Source organism: Rhodococcus maanshanensis NBRC 100610 (assembly GCF_001894865.1).
In the GTDB taxonomy this organism is placed as follows: Bacteria; Actinomycetota; Actinomycetes; order Mycobacteriales; family Mycobacteriaceae; genus Rhodococcus_G; species Rhodococcus_G maanshanensis.
The window spans coordinates 242706-260533 of the sequence record NZ_BCXA01000003.1; the positions used below are offsets into that span (position 1 = coordinate 242706).

The 17828-nt window shown below is 70.7% G+C and carries 17 protein-coding genes; 10 read left to right on the forward strand and 7 right to left on the reverse strand.

Annotated features, from left to right (window positions below):
* The first annotated feature begins 22 nt into the window (after positions 1-22).
* The 4 genes from RM1_RS02490 to RM1_RS02505 all read left to right on the forward strand — a co-directional run bounded on the left by RM1_RS02490 (position 23) and on the right by RM1_RS02505 (position 3903).
* A complete protein-coding gene (locus RM1_RS02490; protein ID WP_072749843.1) occupies positions 23-1480 on the forward strand; it encodes a lipase maturation factor family protein in 1458 nt (485 codons plus the stop codon).
* A gap of 27 nt (positions 1481-1507) precedes the next feature.
* A complete protein-coding gene (locus tag RM1_RS02495) occupies positions 1508-1894 on the forward strand; it encodes an RNA-binding S4 domain-containing protein (RefSeq protein WP_072749844.1) in 387 nt (128 codons plus the stop codon).
* A 127-nt stretch (positions 1895-2021) separates the two neighbouring features.
* Positions 2022-2939, forward strand: a complete 918-nt coding sequence (locus RM1_RS26050) for a hypothetical protein (RefSeq protein ID WP_143069407.1) — start codon at positions 2022-2024, stop codon at positions 2937-2939.
* Between the two features lie 121 nt (positions 2940-3060).
* Entirely contained in the window at positions 3061-3903 is an 843-nt protein-coding gene (locus tag RM1_RS02505) for a hypothetical protein (protein ID WP_143069406.1), read from the forward strand.
* Positions 3904-3978: 75 nt separating this feature from the next.
* On the opposite strand, the gene RM1_RS02510 is transcribed toward RM1_RS02505, so the two are convergent.
* Positions 3979-4359 (reverse strand): PPOX class F420-dependent oxidoreductase, encoded by a 381-nt coding sequence (locus tag RM1_RS02510; RefSeq protein WP_072749847.1) that lies wholly within the window; start codon positions 4357-4359, stop codon positions 3979-3981.
* A 28-nt stretch (positions 4360-4387) separates the two neighbouring features.
* A complete protein-coding gene (gene cobN, locus RM1_RS02515) occupies positions 4388-7993 on the reverse strand; it encodes a cobaltochelatase subunit CobN (RefSeq protein WP_072749848.1) in 3606 nt (1201 codons plus the stop codon).
* A gap of 192 nt (positions 7994-8185) precedes the next feature.
* Between cobN and cobG the strand changes: the two genes are divergently transcribed.
* The 4 genes from cobG to RM1_RS02535 all read left to right on the forward strand — a co-directional run bounded on the left by cobG (position 8186) and on the right by RM1_RS02535 (position 12287).
* Complete coding sequence (gene cobG / locus RM1_RS02520; protein WP_072749849.1) at positions 8186-9340, forward strand: precorrin-3B synthase; 1155 nt, start codon at positions 8186-8188, stop codon at positions 9338-9340.
* An 18-nt stretch (positions 9341-9358) separates the two neighbouring features.
* Positions 9359-9982: a precorrin-8X methylmutase gene (locus RM1_RS02525; protein ID WP_027501361.1), complete on the forward strand. Its 624-nt coding sequence runs from the start codon at positions 9359-9361 to the stop codon at positions 9980-9982.
* Positions 9982-11499, forward strand: coding sequence for a precorrin-3B C(17)-methyltransferase (gene cobJ / locus RM1_RS02530; RefSeq protein WP_072749850.1), 1518 nt, complete (start codon positions 9982-9984; stop codon positions 11497-11499). The genes RM1_RS02525 and cobJ overlap by 1 nt, the downstream gene beginning before the upstream one ends.
* Before the next feature lie 113 nt (positions 11500-11612).
* Positions 11613-12287, forward strand: a complete 675-nt coding sequence (locus RM1_RS02535; RefSeq protein WP_072749851.1) for a TetR/AcrR family transcriptional regulator — start codon at positions 11613-11615, stop codon at positions 12285-12287.
* On the opposite strand, the gene RM1_RS02540 is transcribed toward RM1_RS02535, so the two are convergent.
* From RM1_RS02540 to dprE2, 4 genes are read right to left on the reverse strand one after another with little or no spacing between them, the layout of a single operon-like run.
* Positions 12267-13004, reverse strand: coding sequence for a cobalt-precorrin-6A reductase (locus RM1_RS02540; protein WP_072749918.1), 738 nt, complete (start codon positions 13002-13004; stop codon positions 12267-12269). The genes RM1_RS02535 and RM1_RS02540 overlap by 21 nt on opposite strands.
* Before the next feature lie 11 nt (positions 13005-13015).
* Positions 13016-13765 (reverse strand): precorrin-4 C(11)-methyltransferase, encoded by a 750-nt coding sequence (gene cobM / locus RM1_RS02545; protein ID WP_072749852.1) that lies wholly within the window; start codon positions 13763-13765, stop codon positions 13016-13018.
* Positions 13762-14982 (reverse strand): precorrin-6y C5,15-methyltransferase (decarboxylating) subunit CbiE, encoded by a 1221-nt coding sequence (cbiE, locus tag RM1_RS02550; protein WP_072749853.1) that lies wholly within the window; start codon positions 14980-14982, stop codon positions 13762-13764. Before cbiE ends, cobM begins: the two co-directional genes overlap by 4 nt.
* Positions 14979-15716: a decaprenylphospho-beta-D-erythro-pentofuranosid-2-ulose 2-reductase gene (gene dprE2 / locus RM1_RS02555; RefSeq protein ID WP_072749854.1), complete on the reverse strand. Its 738-nt coding sequence runs from the start codon at positions 15714-15716 to the stop codon at positions 14979-14981. The genes cbiE and dprE2 overlap by 4 nt, the downstream gene beginning before the upstream one ends.
* 31 nt (positions 15717-15747) lie before the next feature.
* Here dprE2 and RM1_RS02560 point away from each other — a divergent pair, with 31 nt between their 5' ends.
* Entirely contained in the window at positions 15748-16161 is a 414-nt protein-coding gene (locus tag RM1_RS02560; RefSeq protein WP_072749919.1) for a PPOX class F420-dependent oxidoreductase, read from the forward strand.
* A gap of 128 nt (positions 16162-16289) precedes the next feature.
* Positions 16290-16742: a hypothetical protein gene (locus RM1_RS02565; protein ID WP_072749855.1), complete on the forward strand. Its 453-nt coding sequence runs from the start codon at positions 16290-16292 to the stop codon at positions 16740-16742.
* Positions 16743-16751: 9 nt separating this feature from the next.
* Here RM1_RS02565 and RM1_RS02570 read toward each other — a convergent pair whose 3' ends face one another.
* Positions 16752-17708, reverse strand: coding sequence for a R2-like ligand-binding oxidase (locus RM1_RS02570; RefSeq protein ID WP_072749920.1), 957 nt, complete (start codon positions 17706-17708; stop codon positions 16752-16754).
* Positions 17709-17828: the final 120 nt, after the last annotated feature.

Consider the following 17828-nt stretch of genomic DNA (forward strand, 5'->3'; position numbering starts at 1 on the left):
GTGCTCGCCTGAGGCGGCGACGGTGGACTGGTTCAACGCGGACGGCTATTGGCTCGGGCGGCTGCTCTTCACGGAAGGCCTCGCCGCCATCTACCTGACTGCGTTTCTGGTGGCAGTCAACCAGTTCCGGGCTCTGATCGGCAGCAATGGGATGCTCCCGATCCCCGACTACCTGGCCGCGGCGTCGTTCCGGCGTTCGCCGAGCCTGTTCCACCTGCACTACTCCGACCGGTTCTTCGCCGCCGTGGCGTGGACCGGGGCCGGCCTGGCGGCCCTCACCGTGCTCGGCGTCACCGCCCGGCTGCCGCTGCCGGCGACCATGCTGGTCTGGTTCGCGATGTGGCTGTTCTACCTGTCGATCGTCAACGTCGGCCAGGTCTGGTACGGGTTCGGCTGGGAGTCTCTGCTGCTCGAGGTCGGGTTCCTCGCGGTCTTTCTCGGCAATGCCGACACCGCGCCACCGGTGGCGGTTCTGCTGCTGCTGCGATGGTTGCTGTTCCGGCTCGAATTCGGCGCCGGGATGATCAAGATCCGCGGGGACTCCTGCTGGCGAGATCTGACCTGCCTGTACTACCACCACGAGACCCAGCCGATGCCAGGACCGCTGAGCTGGTACTTCCACGGGCTCCCCCGGCCGCTGCACCGGGCGGAGGTTGCAGGCAATCACCTGGCGCAGCTGGTGATGCCCTTCGGTCTGTTCGCCCCGCAGCCGGTCGCCGCGATCGCGGCGGGGGTGATGATCGTGACGCAGCTGTGGCTGGTCGCCAGCGGCAACTTCGCGTGGCTGAACTGGCTCGCGCTGGTGCTGGCGGTGTCGGTGTTGCCGGACAGCGTGCTCGGCGCGGTCCTGCCCATCGGCCCACCGGCCGAGTCCGGGCCCACCCCGCCCGCATTCGTGGCCGTGGTGATCGCGGTGACCGCCCTCGTCCTCGTGCTCAGCTACTGGCCTGCCCGCAACCTGGCCTCGCACAGCCAGCTGATGAATGCCTCGTTCAACTCCTGGCACCTGGTCAACACGTATGGCGCCTTCGGCCACGTCACCAGGATCCGGTACGAGGTGGTCGTGGAGGGCACCGAGGCGACGCGCATCACGCCGGACGCGGTGTGGCGGGAATACGAGTTCAAGGGCAAGCCGGGCGACATCAGGCGGCGGCCCCGCCAGTTCGCTCCGTATCACCTACGCCTCGACTGGCTGATGTGGTTCGCCGCGATCTCGCCCGGCTACGCCAGGGGGTGGTTCGTCGCGTTCGCCGAGAAGCTGCTCCAGAACGACGCCGCGACGCTGGCGCTGCTCCGGCACAATCCGTTCGCGCAGTCGCCGCCCACCTTTGTGCGGGCCCGCTTGTTCCGCTACCGGTTCAGCACCCGACAGGAGCACCACGACAGTGGCGTGTGGTGGCACCGGACCCCGGTCTCGGACTATCTGCCTCCCATCCGGCTCGCGGTGAGGCCTGCAGGTGGCGGAGCGAACGAGGGATGAACCGGTCCGCTCGGTACCCTGGACGTCATGTCGAGCGGGGAAGCCACCAGCGTGCGGGTGGACAGCTGGGCGTGGTCCGTGCGCCTGTTCAAGACCCGCTCCGCGGCGGCCGCCGCGTGCCGCGCAGGCCACGTGCGAGTGAACGGGGTGTCGGCCAAACCTGCGCAGCCGGTGCAGGTGGATGACGAGGTGCGGGTGCGTGTCGCCGGCACCGAACGGATAGTCGTGGTGGCAAGGATCATCCGCAAGCGGGTCGGGGCTCCCGAGGCCGCGCTGTGCGTGATCGACAGAACACCTCCTCCGCCGCCGCGCGAGGCACTGATCGCCCTGCCCCGTCGGGATCGCGGATCCGGGCGACCCACGAAACATGAACGGCGCGAGCTGAATAGGCTGCGCGGCTTCAACGACGACTGACTTTCAGGCGCCCGCGGAATCATCTCACTCATTCTCCGTATGCGGTGCGAAATCTCGTGCCATAGTTCCCCGAAATCCGGCGGCGCCCGCCCCGGATTCGGAGCGAGTCTGTGAGGTTGGGTTGATTGTGAGTCGGGTAGCGCTGCGCGGTGCGGAGCGGGTTCAGCGGTCGATGGGCATTGCGACCGCGGTCGGGATTGCCGTCGCATCGGCGCTCGCGATGGGACCGGGCACAGCAGCGGCGGACGAAGTGGCCGCGGACGGAGTGGTCACGGGAGTGTCGTGTTCCACCACGGACGGTCATTCGACATGCCGGTATGACAGCGGCTTCGGCGGCGAACAGGAGTACGTCCTCGTCGTACCCGGCGGGGTGCAGACAGTGACGGTGACCGCGCTCGGAGGAACCGGGGGTGGAATGCAGGGTGGCCGCGGCGGATTGGTCGTGACCGAGATCCCCGTCACGCCCGGCCAGGAGCTGTACATCGTGGTCGACAGTGGTAGGGGCGGCGGCCTCGCCTCGGGTGGTGGGTTCTCCTCCATCGCAACCCAATCGATCAAGAACGACCGCCAGGCTGCCCTGCTCTCACGGGTGGTCGTCGCGCCGGGCGGCGGAGCAGGCGGCCTCGCGGGGGCCGGCGGCGATGCCGGGACCTCGGCACCCGGCCCCGGCGGCGGACAGGCGGGTACGCAGGTCGCCGGCGGCGTCGCAGGCATCGGGGGCACCGACGGCACCCTTGGAGCAGGCGGGTCCGGTGGTCCGCTGGGAACCGGCGGTGGCGGCGGATACTTCGGTGGCGGCGGAGGGAACGCCGGTGGTGGCGGTGGGTCCTTCCTGGTTCCCGCAGGCGGCGCCACCGACCTGGCACCCAGAGGAGCGGGCGCGAGCGTGCAGATCGACATGGACTCGGGATTGGCAGTGTCGGGCAGCTCGGACGGCAACGGCAGCGCAGGAAGCTCGGGCAGCGGCAGCGCGGGCAGTTCCGGCGGCAGCGGCAGCGCGGGAAGCTCGGGCGGCAACGGCAGCATCGGTGGGCCTGCGTCCTGAAATGTGAACCCGCGTCGATACAGGTATCCAAATGTAGCTGTATCGACGCGGGGAACATGGCATGCTTCCAGCGGCCGGAGGCGTCCGCCCCGGATTGTTTGAGACTCTGCGAGGTTGTTTGATGCAAGGGCGTACGAGGTCGGCGGGCTCGACACGGATGCGGCGCACCGTGGGATTGGCCGCGACCGTGGGCATGACGGCGGCTGTCGCGGCCGCTGTGACCGGCGGTTCCGGGGTCGCGTCTGCGGCAAATCAGGTTGCGGGCTGTACCCAGGCCGGGATCATGGTCAACTGCATGCTCAACGTCAAGGGCGAGTTCGCCATCGACATCCCTGGCGGTGTGACCTCGGTCAGCGTGACGGCATTCGGTGAGCGCGGCCAGTCCGGCGTCGGGCCCGGTGGCCTCGGCGGTCTGGTCAAGGCCGACGTTCCCGTCAAGTCCGGATCGAAGCTCTACATGTTCGTCGGCGAGGGCGGCGGCACCGGCGTCACGCAGGGCGGCGGCTTCTCCGGAGTCGGCACCGAGTCGATCAAGGCGGACCGCGAGAAGGGCATGAAGTCGCGTCTGCTGGTCGCTCCCGGTGGTGGCGGCGGCAGCCTCGGGGCAGGTGGTGACGCGGGCGCCGACGCAGCGGGTGGTGCAGGCGGCAAGGCGGGCACCGCGACTGCGGGCGGCGCGGGCGGCTCCGGCTCCCCGGCAGGCGGTGCGGGTGAGCTCGGTAGGGGTGGCTCGGGTGCGGGCACCGGTGGTGGCGGCGGCGCCGGCAACTTCGGTGGTGGCGGCGGCGCAGTCGCAGGCGGTGGCGGTGGCGGGTCCTTCCTCGTCCCCCAGGGCGGGACCAAGCGTCTCGCCGCCGCGGACGACCAGGCGATGGTGCTGATCCAGTTCAACTCGCTGAACCCGATCATCCCGATCCCGGGTCTCCCCGATCTCAGCCAGCTGAGCTCGTCCTTCGGCAGCTGACAGGTCACCAAGGAGTCGACGAGGCCCGCACCGGCAGATCTGCCGGTGCGGGCCTCGTTCTGTATCGGCCGGCTGTCAGGGTGCGGTGACGGCGACGCCGATCGTGCCCGACTTGCCGCGGCGCAGCAGGCTGCCCTTGATCGTGAGCCAGCCGAGGATCCCGTACTTACGGGTGATGACCTCGCGGGCGTGCTCGGTCCCGGCGTCGTCGAGCACCACCGCGGTCGCCTCGATCGCGTCGCCCTTCTGATTCCCACGCACATCGCAGGCCGCGACCGTCACCCGCGAGTTGCGGCGGATCCGCTTGACCTTCCAGGAGTCGGTGACCGTCCACAACAGCAGGCGGTCGCCGTCGAGCGCCGCCCACAGTGGGGTCGGGACCGCCGAGCCGTCCTTGCGGAAGGTGGTCAGCAGGACGTACTTGGCGGCACCGATCTCGCTCAGCGTTGGGCTCATGCCGATCAGCCTAGGGGCATCGGACCCACTACTCCCCCTCGAGCTCGCCCTCGGTCTCGAGGTAGACCTGTCGCAGCCCGTCGAGCGTCTGCTGCTCGGGCTGCTCCCACATGTCGCGCTCGGCGGCCTCGAGCAGCCGCTCCGCGATCCCGTGCAGCGCCCAGGGATTGGACTCGGTCATGAACTTGCGGTTCTGCTCGTCCAGCACATAGGTCTCGGCGAGCTTCTCGTACATCCAGTCCGCGACGACGTTGGTGGTGGCGTCGTACCCGAACAGGTAGTCGACGGTCGCGGCCATCTCGAAGGCGCCCTTGTAGCCGTGCCTGCGCATGGCCTCGAGCCAGCGCGGGTTGACCACCCGCGCGCGGAACACCCGGGCGGTCTCCTCCGACAGCGTGCGGGTGCGGACGGCGTCGGGGCGGGTGCTGTCGCCGATGTAGGCCTCCGGCGACTTCCCCGTCAGCGCGCGGACGGTGGCGACCATGCCGCCGTGGTACTGGAAGTAGTCGTCGGAGTCGGCGATGTCGTGTTCGCGGGTGTCGGTGTTCTTGGCGGCCACCGCGATTCGGCGGTAGGCGGTGCGCATGTCGTCGGATGCGGGCGCGCCGTCGAGGCCTCGGCCGTAGGCGTAGCCGCCCCAGGTCGTGTACACCTCGGCGAGGTCGGCGTCGTTACGCCAGCTCTTCGAGTCGATCAGCTGCAGCAGTCCTGCGCCGTAGGTGCCCGGCTTGGACCCGAAGATGCGGGTGGTGGCACGGCGGTCGTCGCCGTGCTCGGCCAGGTCCGCCTGGGCGTGCGCACGGATGTAGTTGCTCTCGGCGGGCTCGTCCAGCGCCGCGACCAGCCGGACCGCGTCGTCGAGCAGCGCAAGCACGTGCGGGAACGCGTCCCGGAAGAAGCCACTGATCCGGACGGTCACGTCGACGCGGGGCCTGCCCAGCTCCTCCAGCGAGATGACCTCCAGGCTGGTGACGCGCCGCGAGGCCTCGTCCCACACCGGCCGGACACCCAGCAGGGCAAAGACTTCCGCGATGTCGTCGCCGGAGGTGCGCATCGCAGAGGTGCCCCAGACGGAGAGTCCGACGGACCGCGGGTACTCGCCGTGATCGGCCAGGTAGCGGGCCAGCAGCGATTCCGCCATCGCCTGACCGGTCTCCCATGCCAGTCGCGACGGCACCGCCTTCGGATCCACCGAGTAGAAGTTGCGACCGGTGGGCAGCACGTTGACCAGACCGCGCAGCGGCGACCCGCTCGGACCGGCGGCGATGAACCGACCGTCGAGGGCGCGCAGCACCTGCGCGATCTCGCCTGCCGTCTGCCGCAGCCGAGGGACCACCTCCGCCGCCGCGAACTCCAGCACGGCCACCACCTGCTCGCCGTGCTCGGCGCCCAACGTCGCCGCGGCGGCCGGGTCCCAGTCGGTGGCCTGCAGGTCCGCGACCAGTCGGTGCGCGATCTCCTCGATCGCGTCGACCCGGGTGCGGGCCTCGTCGCCGTCCTCGCTGAGCCCCAGCGCCTCTCGCAGGCCGGGCACAGTGCGTTCGCCGCCCCACATCTGCCGGGCCCGCAGGATCGCGAGCACCAGCTCGACCTCCGCGTCACCCTCTGGGGCCTGGCCGAGAATGTGCAGCCCGTCGCGGATCTGCACGTCCTTGATCTCGCACAACCAGCCGTCGACGTGCAGCAGCATGTCGTCGAAGACGTCCTCGTCGGGGCGCTCCGCCAGGCCCAGATCGTGGTCCATCTTCGCCGCGCGCATCAGCGTCCAGATCTGCTGGCGGATCGCGGGCAGTTTCGCCGGATCGAGCGCCGAGATGTTGGAGTGCTCGTCGAGCAGCTGCTCGAGACGCGAGATGTCGCCGTAGCTCTCGGCCCGGGCCATCGGTGGGATCAGGTGGTCGACCAGGGTGGCGTGGGCGCGGCGCTTGGCCTGGGTGCCCTCACCCGGATCGTTCACCAGGAACGGGTAGATCAGCGGCAGCTCACCGAGCGCCGCGTCGGTACCGCAGGACGCGGACATGCCGAGCGTCTTGCCCGGCAGCCACTCCAGGTTCCCGTGCTTGCCCAGGTGCACCACGGCGTCGGCGCCGAAACCGCCCTCGTCCTGGCGGGCCGCCAGCCAGCGGTAGGCGGCCAGGTAGTGATGGCTCGGCGGCAGATCCGGATCGTGGTAGATGGCAACGGGATTCTCGCCGAACCCGCGGGGCGGCTGCACCATCAGGACCACGTTGCCGACCTGCATCGCGGCGATGACGATCTCGCCGTCGGGGTCCGACGACCGGTCCACGTACAGCTCGCCGGGCGCGGCGCCCCAGTGCTTCTCGACGCCCTCGCGCAGGTCCTGCGGCAGCGTGGCGAACCACTGGCGGTACCGCGCCGCGGAGATGCGGATCGGGTTGCCCTCGAGCTGCTCCGCAGTCAGCCAGTCCGGGTCCTGCCCGCCCGCCGCGATGAGCGCATGGATCAGGGCGTCGCCGTCCCCTGCCGCCAGGCCGGGCAGTGCTTCCTCCCCGTCGAGCGGCCCGAGGTCGTAGCCGGCCGCGCGCATCTCGGTGAGCAACGCGATCGCGCTGGCCGGGGTGTCGAGGCCGACGGCGTTGCCGATGCGGGCGTGCTTGGTCGGATAGGCGGAGAGCATCAGCGCGATCCGCTTCTCCGCGAGCGGGATGTGCCGCAGCCGAGCGTGCCGCACCGCGATGCCCGCGACCCGGGCCGCCCGCTCGGGGTCGGGCACATACGCGGTGAGGCCGTCGGCGTCGATCTCCTTGAACGAGAACGGAACCGTGATCAGCCGGCCGTCGAACTCGGGCACCGCGACCTGCGTCGCGACGTCCATCGGCGAGAGGCCGTCGTCGTTGGACTCCCATGCCTCGCGGCTGCTGGTCAGGCACAGGCCCTGCAGGATGGGCACGTCGAGCGCGGCCAGTTCGGTGACATCCCAGGCTTCGTCGTCCTCGCCTGCCGATGCGCCCGCGGGCTTGGTGCCGCCCGCCGCGAGGACGGTCACGACCATCGCGTCGACCGTGCCGAGGGTCGCGAGCAGCTCGGGCTCGGCCGTGCGCAGCGAGGCGCAGAAGATGGGCAGTGCGTTGGCACCCGCGGCCTCGATCGCGCGGCACAGGGCCTCGACGTACTCGGTGTTGCCTGCCAGGTGCTGGGCGCGGTAGTAGAGCACCGCGATGGTGGGGCCGTCGATCTCCGCTGCCGCGCCCCGATCCAGGTGACCCCAGGTCGGGGTGTGCACCGGCGGCTCGAATCCGTACCCGGTGAGCAACACGGTGTCGGTGAGGAAGTGGTGCAACTGGAGCAGGTTCTGCGGGCCGCCCTCGGCCAGGTACGAATGCGCCTCCGCGGACACGCCGCCCGGCACCGTCGAGTGCTCCATCAGCTCGGCATCCGGGGCGAGCTCGCCGCCGAGCACAATCGTCGGCAGGCCCGCGGCGAGGACGGCATCGAGCCCGTCCTCCCAGGCGCGGCGGCCGCCGAGGATGCGCACCACCACCAGCTCGACCCCCTCGAGCAGGCCGGGCAGGTCGTCCACAAGGAGCCGGGACGGGTTCGCCCAGCGGTACTCGGCGCCGCTGGCGCGGGCGCTGAGCAGGTCGGTGTCGGACGTCGACAGCAGCAGGATCACGGTGAGGCCTCCTCGGGGTTTCGCGCCCCATCGGTACGGAACGGCAGCGGCGGAGGGTCTGGCTCCCCGGTGCCCGCGGGCAGCGGGTGGACGGGTGACAGTGGCGCGACCGCACCGGATTCCCACCGGTTTCCTCTCGAGCTGCCGCAAGCGCCGCTGATGCTACCGGTGCCGGGACGTAGCCTGGAGACGATGTCCGCTGAACCGAACACCCCCGACCGTTCCCGCCCCGACGCCTGCCCAGGAGCCCTCCAGGTGCACCAGGCAGCTGACGGTGCGCTGGCCCGGGTGCGGCTGCCCGGCGGGTACCTCGAACCCGGCCAGCTCCAGGCGCTGGCCGAGGCCTCGCGCGAACTCGCGGCGGGCGAGCTGGAGCTCACCTCGCGCGGCAATCTGCAGCTGCGCGCGGTCACCGACCCCTCCCGCTTCGCCGAGTTGCTGGCCGAGATCGGCCTGCTGCCCTCGGCCACCCACGAACGGGTGCGCAACATCCTCGCCAGTCCCCTGTCCGGGCGGATCGGTGGGCTCGTCGACGTGCGAGACTTGGTGCGCGAGCTCGACCACGGCCTGTGCGCCGACCCGATGCTGGCGCGACTGCCGGGTCGGGTGATGTTCTCCCTCGACGACGGTCGCGGCGACGTCTCGGGGCTGTCCGCGGATCTCGGTCTGCACGCCGTCGGCCCCGACGAGGTGACCCTGGTCCTGGCCGGCCGCGACTCCGGCGCCCGGATCCCCTCGGTCGACGGGGTGCCGGTACTGCTCGAGGCCGCCCGGCACCTGCTCGCGATCCGCGGGGACGAGTGGCGGCTGCACGAGATCGAGGACGGTCCGGAGCGGATCCTCGCCGGTCTCGGCCTGCGGGCCGGGGCGGAGCCGGCCGACCTGGCGGCCGACGAGGCCGGGCCGATCGGCTGGCTCGATCACGGCGACGGCAGCGTCACCCTTGCCGCCGGCCTCGCGCTTGGGACGATCCCCGCGCGCACCGCCGAGTTCCTGGCCGCCGTCGACAAGCCCCTTGTCGTGACGCCGTGGCGTTCGGTCCTGCTGTGCGACCTCGACGAGTGGACCGCGGAGCAGGTGGTGCGGGTGCTCGCGCCGATGGGCCTGATCTTCGACGCAGGCTCGCCCTGGCTGCAGGTCAGTGCCTGCACGGGAAGCCCCGGTTGCGCCAAGTCCCTTGCCGATGTCCGCGGCGACCTCGGTGCGGCGGTTGCGGCCGGGGAGCTGCCGGTGGAGGGCAGGCAGCACTGGGTGGGCTGCGACCGCAAATGCGGCAGGCCCAAGGGGGAGGTCGTCGACGTGGTGGCCACCGGCGACGGCTACCGGGTGGACCGACGGCCGCGCTGACCCCATATCGTGTGGCGCATGACCGACTACATCCGCGACGGCGCCGAGATCTACCGTCAGTCCTTCGCCACCATCAGGGCCGAGGCTGACCTCGGCCGGTTCCCGGCGGACGTATCGCAGGTGGTGGTGCGGATGATCCACGCGTCGGGACAGGTCGACCTGGTCGACGACATCGCGTTCACGCCCGGCGTCGTCGAGTCCGCCCGTGCCGCGCTGCGGGCGGGCGCTCCGATCCTGTGTGACGCGACCATGGTCGCGGCGGGGGTCACCCGCAAGCGGCTGCCGGCGAACAACGAGGTGCTGTGCGCCCTTGCCGATCCCCGTGTCCCCGTGATCGCCGAGCAGCTGGGCAACACCCGATCCGCCGCCGCACTCGAGCTGTGGGGCGACAAGCTGGACGGCGCGGTTGTCGCGATCGGAAACGCCCCGACCGCGCTGTTCCACCTGCTCGACATGATCGATCAGGGTGCACCGCGCCCGGCGGCGATCGTGGGTGGACCGGTCGGCTTCATCGGCGCCGCCGAGTCCAAGGACGATCTGATCGCCCGCGGAAGCTCGGAGTACCTGGTCGTCCGCGGTCGCCGCGGCGGCAGCGCGATCACCGCGGCCGCGCTCAACGCCATCGCCAGCGAGGTGGAGTGATGGTGGACCAGGTGACCCCCGGCAAGCTCTGGGGCATCGGGCTCGGCCCGGGCGATCCGGAACTGGTGACGGTGAAGGCGGCCCGGATCATCGCCGAGGCCGACGTCATCGCGTTCCACAGCGCCAGGCACGGTCGCAGCATCTCGCGCGCCGTCGCGCAGCCCTACATGCGAGAGGGCCAGATCGAGGAGCACCTGGTGTACCCGGTGACCACCGAGACAGTGGATCACCCCGGCGGCTATCAGGGCGCGATCGACGAGTTCTATGCGGCGGCCGCGCAGCGGCTGGCCGAGCATCTCGAGGCGGGCCGGACGGTGGCACTGCTCGCGGCGGGCGACCCGCTCTTCTACAGCTCCTACATGCACATGCACAAGCGGTTGCAGGACCGGTTCGAGGCGGAGGTGATCCCGGGCGTCACGTCCATCAGTGCGGCCTCGGCGGCGCTCGGCACCCCCCTCGTCGAGCGCGACGAGATCCTCACCGTGCTGCCGGGCACCCTCCCGGTCGAGGAACTGACCAGGCGGCTGCGGGAGACGGATTCGGCGGCGATCCTCAAGCTCGGCCGCACCTTCCCCGCCGTGCGGCAGGCGCTCACCGATTCCGGCCGCCTCGCCGAGGCCAGCTACGTGGAGCGGGCCAGCACCCCCAAGCAGCGGGTGATCGCGGCCGCCGATGTGGACGAGTCGCAGGTGCCGTACTTCTCGATCGCGCTGGTGCCGAGTCCGTCGAACAACGGTGCCGCGGCGGATCGGGCAGCGTCCACGGGGCAGGCGACGGGATACGTCACCGTGGTCGGGCTCGGGCCCGGCGACGAGGCATGGACCACCCCAGAGGTGCGCGCGGAGCTGACTCGCGCGACCGACGTCGTCGGGTACACCACCTACGTCAACCGGGTGCCCGTGATCGAGGGCCAGAACCGGCACGCGAGCGACAACAAGGTCGAATCCGAGCGTGCGGCAATGGCATTGGACCTGGCCAAGCGCGGCGCGCGGGTGGTCGTGGTGTCCTCAGGTGACCCCGGCGTGTTCGCGATGGCGGCCGCGGTGATCGAGATGGCCGCCGACGACCAGTGGTCCGGCGTCCCGGTGCGGGTGTTGCCCGGCATGACCGCGGCCAACGCCGTCGCGAGCCGGGCGGGCGCCCCGCTCGGCCACGACTATGCGGTGATCTCGCTCTCCGATCGACTCAAGCCGTGGGACATCGTCGCCAAGCGGATCTCCGCGGTGGCCGCGGCGGACATGGCGATCGCCGTCTACAACCCCGCGTCGCGTTCGCGCACCTGGCAGGTGGGAGCGATGCGGGACCTGCTGCTCGAGCATCGCGATCCCGCGACCCCGGTCATCATCGGCCGTGACGTCGCGGGTCCGCAGGAGAGCGTTCGGATCGTCACCCTCGGTGAGCTCGACCCCGCCGAGATCGACATGCGCTGCCTCCTGATCGTCGGCTCCTCGCTGACCACCGTGGTCGACGGCGCCGAGGGCGCGCTGGTATTCACGCCCCGGCGCTACCCGGCGTGAGTTTCCTGCGCTGAACGCGCTTGACGCGGTTGAGATCCCAGACGGACAGACGACACGCGCCCTATGTTGGACGATTGTCCAACATAGGGCCTGTCAAGCGCTAGGATCGCTGAATGGGAAGTAGGCTCACTGGGGATGAGCGGCGCGTCACCTTGGTGATGAGCGCGCTGGAACTGGCCAAACGTGGCGGGATGGAAGCCGTCACCATCAGGGCGGTCGCCGCGCACACGGGCGTGTCGATCGGCATGGTCCAGTACTGCTTCGAGAACAAGGAAGAGCTCGTGGTCGCGATGGCCGAGCAACTCGTCCTCGAACTCAGTGGCTCGGCCCGCATCACATTCGACACCCTCATCGATTGGTCGGAGTTGCGTGGCAGGCAAGGCCTGTACAGGCTGATCCGAACGGGGCTCGAGTGGGGCTGGCCGGTGATCGAGGCCAACCCGGAGCGGCGGCTGCTGACCTACGAGATCATGACCCAGTCGCTCCGCCACCGCGATGCCGGTTTCCCCCGCGCGGGTGCGATCGCCGTCGCCCAGCGCGAGCACATGACCGCAGAGGTCGCGGCCTTCCTCGAGGAATGCTCGCGCGGTACCGGGACCGCGTGGACCGAGCCGGTTTCCGCGATCGCTCGATTCGGACTCGCCAGCCTGGACGGGTTGGTGCTGCGGTGGCTGGTCGATCGCGACACCGAGGTGACGAAACGGCACCTGGACGCTTTGGCGCAGGCGGTGGCGGCCAAGGCGGTCGAGGTGCCCGCCGATGACGATTCAGCCGAGGACGGCGAGTAGCCAGCGCTCCACTTCGTCGACACCGTCGAACACCGTGGCGCCGAGCGGATTCGGCGGACGACCGATCATCACGACCGGGACGCCGAGGTCTCGCGCCGCGGTGAGTTTCGCGACCGTCAGGTCTCCCCCGCTGTTCTTGGAGACCAGCACGTCGATGCGATGCTCACGCAGCAGCGCGGACTCACGGCCGACCTCGAAGGGTCCGCGGTCGAGCAGGAGCGTCATCCGGGCCGGTGTCGGGCCCTCCGGCGGATCGATCGCCCGGACCAGGAAGTCAACGTCCACTGTGGCGAATCGGTCCACGCCCTGCCTGCCGATGGTGAGGAACACCCGGCGGCCCAGCCCCGGCAGCGCGGTCGCTGCGGCCTCGAGCGAGTCCACCTCCACCCAGTTGTCCCCCGGGCGGGGCGACCACGGTGGCCGTTGCACCACGGCGAACGGGAGTGCCGCCTCGGTCGTGGCCGCGGCGGCGTTGCCCGAGATGCGGGCCGCGAACGGATGGGTGGCGTCGATCACGGCGCGGATGGCGTTGTCGCGAAGCCAGTCCCGCAGTCCGGTCGCTCCCCCGAACCCGCCGATCCGCACCTCGCCCTCCGGCAGCCTGGGGTCGCGGACCCGGCCGGCGAGCGACGAGACGACCTCGACGTCCGGTGCGCCCGACAGCCGGGCCGCCAGGGATCGGGCCTCGGAGGTCCCGCCGAGGATCAGCACGCGCATCGTCGGCGCCATCAGTGGTCGGTTCGCCGCCGCGAGGCCGAGTACAGGTAGCTGTCCGGGAATCCCTCGGCGCTCAGTACCCTGCCGACGATGATCACCGCGGTCTTGGTCACCCCGGCCGCGTGCACCTGGGCGGCGATCGAATCGACGGTCCCCCGCAGGATGATCTCGTCCGGTCGGCTGGCGAATGCGACCACCGCGACCGGGCAGTCCCCGCCGTAGGGGCCGCGCAGCTCCTCGGCGACCTGGTCGATGCGGTGCGCGGCCAGGTGGATCACCAGCGTGGCCCCGCTCGCCCCCAGGGTCGCCAGGTCCTCACCGGGGGGCATCGCGGTGGACAGTGTGGAGACCCGGGTGAGGACGATCGACTGGGACACGCCAGGGACCGTCAGTTCGCGCCCCAGTGCGGCCGCGGCCGCTGTGAATGCCGGTACTCCCGGCACGATCTCGTAGCCGACGCCCGCCGCGTCGAGGCGGCGGGCCTGTTCGGCGACCGCACTGTAGATGGACGGGTCCCCCGAGTGCAGCCGCGCCACGTCGAGCCCGGCCCGGTCGGCAGCGATCAGGCGGTCGGTGATCTCGTCGAGGCTCAGTCGCGCGGTGTCGACGATCTCCGCCCCCTCGGGGCACATCGCGAGGAGCTCGGCGGGGACCAGGCTGCCCGCGTACAGGCACACCGGGCTCCGGCCGATGATCCGCTGGCCGCGCACCGTGATGAGATCGGCGGCGCCGGGGCCTGCCCCGATGAAATGGACGGTCACTGGGCTTGTTCCTTCTTTGTCGCGATCCACTGGGCAACGGGCAGCTGTGGCCGCCAGGCGGTGAACCCGCCGAGCGGCCCGCCCCGGTAGACCTGGAACTTGCGCAGCGTCCCGCCGTGCAGTCCGTGCCACCGCAGCACCAGGGCCTCGGATTCCGCGGTCACCGCGTTCACCACCATCCGGCCGCCGGACGGCAGTCGGTCCCAACAGGTCTCGAAGACCCCTTCCGCGGTCACGCCGCCGCCGAGGAAGATCGCGTCCGGGGCCGGTGCGTCCGCGAGCGCGGCGGGTGCGGCGCCGCGGACCTCGAGCCCGGGCACGCCGAGCCGGCGGGCGTTGGCCTCCATCCGGGCCGCGCGATCGGCGTCGCGCTCGAAACCGATTGCACGGCAGCTGGCATCGGCGCGCATCCACTCGATTCCGATGCTGCCAGCTCCCCCGCCGACATCCCAGAGCAGCTCGCCGGGGGCAGGCGCGAGCGCGGACAGGGTCAGGGCCCGGATCTCCTGCTTGGTCAACTGGCCGTCGGACTCGTACGCCTCGTCGGGAAGGCCGGGGACGCGGGTCAGTCGCGGTGCCGCGACGCCCCGCGCGCAGCGGACCGCGACGATGTTGAGGGGGTCGCCCGTCGGATGATCCCAGCCGTCCGCCCGGCCCCGCAGGATCCGCTCTCGATCGCCGCCGAGCTGCTCGAGCACGGCGAGTTCACTACCGCCGTAGCCGTTCTCGCGGAGCAGCGCGGCCAGTGCCGCCGGGGTGCCCGCGTCGCGACTGAGCACCAGGAACCGCCGATGGTCGGCCAACTCAGGGGCGATCACCTCGACGGGCCTGTTCACGACGCTCACGACAGGGGTCTCGTGCAGCGCCCAGCCGAGCCGGGCGCACGCGAGCGAGGCGGAGGAGGGGTGCGCGATCACCCGCACCCGCTCGGGGCCGACGAGGTTCGTCAGGGTCACCCCGATGCCGTGGAACATCGGGTCGCCGCTGGCGAGCACGCACACCCGCCTGCCGTCGTGCTCGGCGAGCAGTCCGGGCAGCGCGGGCACGAGGGGCGACGGCCAGGGCACCCGCACGGCGTCCGAACCGTCTGGGACCAGGTCCAACTGGCGCGGCGACCCCATCAACACCTCGGCGCCGGTGATCGCGCGTTGCGCGTTCGGGGACAGCCCGGGCCACCCGTCCGCGCCGATGCCGACGACCGTCAGCGATTCGGTCATCGCGGCATCCGTCGCCAGATGCGTTGCGGCAGGAGCCGCATCACGACGATGGCGAGCCGCAGCATGCCGGGGACCCACACGCGCTCGCGGCCCCGGCGCAGCGCCTTGACCACCGCATCCGCGACCTGCCCGGGGGTGCTCGCCATCGGCGCCGGGGTCATCCCTTCGGTCATCTGGCCGATGACGAAGCCGGGCCGGACCAGCAGCAGACTCACGCCGCTGCCCGCGAGGGCGTCACCGAGGCCGCTGGCGAAGCCGTCGAGCCCGGCCTTGGCCGAGCCGTACACGTAGTTCGCCCGCCGCACCCGGGCGCCCGCGATCGAGGAGAACACCACGATCCGCCCCGATCCCTGCGCGCGCAACAGCTGCGCGAGGTGCGTGAGCACGCCGACCTGCGCGACGAAGTCGGTGTGGATGACGTTGACCGCGTGCTGGGCGTCCGTCTCGGCGCGGGCCTGGTCGCCGAGGATGCCGAAGGCGAGAACCACCACGTCGATCGGGCCGAGCTCGACGATCTCCGACAGCACCCGCCCGTGGTCGGCGAGGTGGTCGGCGTCGAACTCCACGGTCTCGACCGAGGCGGCTCCGGCTGCCAGCACCGCCCGGCGCTCGTCTTCGAGGTCCCCGCTGCGCCGCGCGGCCAGGACGACGGTCCGGCCGGGGGCGAGTCGGGTGGCGACTTCGAGACCGATCTCGCTGCGGCCGCCGAGGATGACGATTGATCCGACACTCATGCCGTCAAGTGTGCTGGACTACGGTCGGCGCATGGCCCGCACCCCCTTCAACCCAGCAGATCTGTCCGCCGAGGCGCTCGCCTTCCTCGCCGATCGGCACCTGGCCACCCTCTCGACGCTGCGCCGGGACGGCACCCCGCACGTGGTGGCGGTCGGGTTCACCTGGGACCAGGAGAACCAGCTCGCCCGGGTGATCACGAACGGCGGTTCGCAGAAGGCGATCAACGCAGAGCGACGCGGGTACGCCGCCGTCACCCAGATCGAGGGCGCGCGGTGGCTGACCCTCGAGGGTCCGGCGACGGTGCGCTCCGACCCCGATGCGGTCGCGGACGCGGTCGCCCGCTACGCCGCCCGGTACCGCCAGCCGCGGGAGAACCCGACCAGGGTCGTCGTCGAGATCGCGGTGCAGCGGGTCATGGGCCTTGGCACCCTGCTGGGCCGCTGACGGTGGGCGCTCGACGCACCCCACCGGGGCGACTAATGTGATCTAGGTCATACATTGCTCGTCGGGGGGCTCGCCGTGTGCCTCGACGCGACCGGTCCGGCAATGACGTTCGGACCCAGGGAGCAGCGATGCGCGCTCTACACACCACCCAGTTGATCCTCACGCTCGCCGCCCCCGCGGCCGCCGCGGTCCTGATCGCGGGGCCGGCCGCCGCGCTGCCGCCGCACCCGTTCGGGCTGCCCGCGCTGACCATCGGGTGTCCCAACCAGGCCAGCCCGATGTCGCTGACGGCCGCGACCGGCCAGTCGGGACCCGAACCGGGAATCGCTCCGGGAGAGATCAGGTTCCAGTCATTCCCTGCCGCGCCGCCGATCCCAGCGGCCGGACAGGTCACGGTGGCGTGGGCGAACACCACCACCGGTCAGTCCGGCGTGGTGAATCTCGAGGGCGCGTACCCGTACCAGTCCAAGACCGTATACACCGGGCACGGCGAGGTGACCGCCGCCGCGTTCGCCTCGATCACCCTTGGCCCCGCAGTGATCTGTCAGAACAGTCCGACGGTCGGGACCTTCATCGTGTAGCCGTTGCGATCACTCGCTGGCCTCGACGAACACCGCGGCGTCCTCCTGGCCGAACTGGTCCTCGAGTGCCTCCGGCGAGTAGTCGATGTCGATCTCCTCGAGCGGGCGGCCACGGGCCGACTCGATGGCGACGAGTCGGCGTTGCGCGCGGTCGGCCGCATAGTCGACGAATTCCTGTTCGTCGAGCCCGAACGGCTGCACCTCGAACTGCTTGTTGACCCAGTCGATCATGCCGAGCGCGAGCGGCATCAGCTCGCCCATCCGCTGCTGAACCACACCCCAGTTCGAGTCGTCGGCGGCGACGTGACGCCTGCAGGTGAAGGTGCCCCACGCCATGTGCCTGCGCTCGTCGACGCCGATCCGGCGGATCAGCTCCTGCATCCCGGGCAGGATCCCCTCTTTCGTGCACACCTTCTGCCACGCGAAATACCCCGTCAGGGCGAGGCTGCCCTCGATGACATGGTTGTAGGTCACGCTGGCCCGCACCTGGTTCGCCGGACTCGGGTCGGTCTCGAGCACGCCGAGCGCGCCGGGCAGCTCCTCGTAGAAGAGCGTGCGGTAGTAGGGGTTCTCCGCGACAAAGGGATGCAGGTCGCCGGTGAGGCCGACGGCGTCCATCCACAGCCGGAACACCTGCGTGTGCTTGGCCTCCTCGAAGCAGAACTGCGTCAGGTACATCTCGTCGCCGAGACGCCCCTCCGCGGACATCGCCTTCATGAACGGCTGGATGTCCTCGGTGACGGCCTCTTCGCCCGCGATGAACTGGGTGCACAGATAGGTCGCGCTGCGCTGCTGTTCGCTGTTGAGCTCGCGCCAGTCCTGGGCGTCGCGTCGGAAGTCGATGTTCGCCGGATCCCAGAACAGTGAGTTCCCCTTGGCGAAGAGTCGCAGCGGGAAGGAATCCCAGTTCAGTCCGCCTGCACGGATCGATCCGAATCCCTGCCTGGTCGGTGAGGAAACAGTCATGACGGCGCTCCTGTGGTCGCGGTGCGTGTCGCGAATATCCATTCACCATGGTTCCACGCGGCGAGGACCTGTCAAGGAATCGCAGGGACGGCAGTTCCTCGTCGCCACAGCGATTCGGGT